We start from the raw sequence: 2,528 nt of genomic DNA, 5'->3' as shown, positions 1-2,528 counted from the left end.
GGCAGCGCGATCGTCAGGGCGGCGGCAATCACCTCGACCAGTCGCAGCGTAAATTCACTCTGGACGGTTGCGTCGTTCGGCTGAAACTGTTGAGCTGCCCGTTCTAGCAGCGCTACAGCTCCCGGATTGTGCTGAAGCGCCGCGCTTAATTCGGTCAGAAAGGTAGCGATCGCCGTTGGACAAAAGGTCAGCCCCAGTTGGTACGTGCATTGCAGCAGTCCTTCAGAGGACAGCGTCTGATTCAGCGGCAATTGGGCAGGGTTAGAATGCCCTGGAAGCGTTTCTGCCAGCAGCAGCCCATTAAACTGCGGCGACACGACGACGACGAACCGTTCCACCAGTCCAAGCGGACGCTGGCTGATCGGAACAACGGCTTCTGTTACGACAAGCGCCCCGTCTGCTAGCTCCCGCACCATCTGCTGCATGACGCTGCTGAGCTGGTCAAACACCGCAGAGGGCAGAATTCGACGTAGACTAAAGGCTTGCACAGAAGGCATTACCAAGGTTTAGACGCGAGAGCAAATTTCAGTGTAACGCGGGACTTGATTGCGGACTTAACCGAGACGCTTGATGAACTTTGGTGAACATTCAGAGCCATTGAGTCTGCGATCGCGCCCAAGTTATCAGGAAAGATTATAGGAGAGTTAAGGAAACTTGATGCTAACGTTCCAGTTTATCCTAAATAGGCGTTCACAAATCCTTGGCGCGGTGTGCAACTCTAGAGAACCGAGTGATTCTTCCAATCAATAAACGACCTTCAAAGGTCAGACTTCATTTATGCATCGCTTAGCCGCTACACCCGGAGGCTGGAACCTAGACGACGGCGTTGTTTTTATTGAACAAACGCCCGCACCGATCGTCCTGCTCACCGCCGCCGACACCGACATTCAAACCCTGGCACACGCCATCACGGATCTGCCGACCGACTTTCCTGCTCTGCGCGTCGTTAATCTGCTGCACCTGCAACAGTCAATGACGATCGATCAATACGCCGAGGACGTGCTCGCTCACGCGCAGGTGATCATCATCCGGCTGCTGGGAGGACGCGCTTACTGGTCCTACGGACTGGAGGTTGTCGCGGAAACGGTGCAGCGCACCGGAGCGGCTCTCATTGTGCTGCCGGGAGACGATCGTCCGGATGCCGACCTGATGAGCCACTCTACGGTTCCGCTCTCGGTGGCAAATCGACTGTGGCGGTATCTCGTTGAAGGAGGCAGCCAAAACGTCACCCAGGCGCTCCAATTCATTGCCGCCGCCTGCTTGGGACGATCCGACCGCCCCCTCCCACCCCAACCTGTGCCACCTGTTGGACTCTACAACTGGCAAACGGACGCGGACAACTCGAATTCGGAATTCGGAATTCGCAATTCCGAATTCCCTAAAGTCGGCATCCTTTTCTACCGTGCCCACTTTCTGGCAGGCAACACCGCGCCGATCGATGCGCTTTGCCAAGCGCTACACCAGCGCCATCTAGCCCCCGTCCCCGTTTTCGTTTCTTCGTTGCGGGATGCAGATGTGCAAGCTGAAATCCGAGATTGCTTTCAGCCTAAAGGCGAGTCTGCAATCGACGTGCTGCTGAATACGACCAGTTTCTCGCTGGCGAAGCTGGATACGCAGACGCCGCAGCTTGAGCTGTGGCAGCAGTTGAACGTTCCCGTGCTACAGGTAATTCTCAGTGGCGGAACGATCGAGCAGTGGCAAACCCAGTCGCGCGGATTGTCGCCCCGCGATATGGCAATGAACGTGGCGCTGCCGGAAGTAGACGGACGGATTATCAGTCGCGCCGTGTCGTTTAAGGCAGTTCAGAGCCGCCATCCGCTGCTAGAAACCGATGTGGTGCACTATCAGCCTGTGGACGATCGGGTTCAGTTCGTCGCCGATCTCGCGGCAAACTGGGTCAGGCTGCGGCAGACTCCGGTGGGCGATCGACGCATTGCGCTGATCCTGGCGAACTACCCCACCCGTGATGGACGCCTTGCCAACGGCGTCGGACTTGACACGCCCGCAAGCTGTGTAGAAATCCTCCGCACCCTTCAGCACGCGGGCTACCACGTCGAAACTCCACCCGAAACCGCTGACGACCTCATGCAGCGCCTCACTGCTGGCATCACCAACGACCCGGAGGGACGCGAACTCCGACCCGTCCATCAAAGCGTGTCGTTAGAGGACTATCAGACCTACGCAGCGACGCTGCCAGATGCCGTGCAGCACGGAATTCGTCAGCGCTGGGGCAGTCAAGACGCTACCGCATTCCCCATTTCCGGCGTTCAACTCGGCAATGTTTTCATTGGCATTCAGCCCGCACGCGGCTACGACCAAGACCCCTCACTCAACTACCACGCGCCCGATCTGGAACCCACTCCGGCGTACCTGGCGTTCTACTACTGGGTGCGGCAGCAGTTCAGAGCAGACGCGATCGTCCACGTCGGCAAGCACGGCAACCTGGAATGGCTCCCCGGTAAAAGCATTGCGCTCTCGGACGCCTGCTATCCCGAAGTGGCGATCGGTCCGGTGCCTCATCTGTATCC

1 protein-coding gene and 1 pseudogene are annotated in these 2,528 nt (G+C 57.9%); one reads left to right on the top strand and one right to left on the bottom strand.

Annotation, left to right across the window (positions count from 1 at the left end; all coding sequences use genetic code 11):
- Positions 1 to 497: pseudogene (locus tag H6F43_RS01295) on the bottom strand (hypothetical protein); the annotation flags it as partial.
- Between the two features lie 280 nt (positions 498 to 777).
- Here H6F43_RS01295 and H6F43_RS01290 point away from each other — a divergent pair.
- On the top strand, positions 778 to 2,528 hold a 1,751-nt coding region (locus tag H6F43_RS01290; RefSeq protein WP_190340216.1), incomplete at its 3' end, for a cobaltochelatase subunit CobN.

Origin of the sequence: Leptolyngbya sp. FACHB-36, assembly GCF_014695955.1 — a bacterium.
GTDB lineage: Bacteria > Cyanobacteriota > Cyanobacteriia > Leptolyngbyales > Leptolyngbyaceae > FACHB-36.
This window is presented reverse-complemented; position numbering and strand designations above follow the sequence as displayed.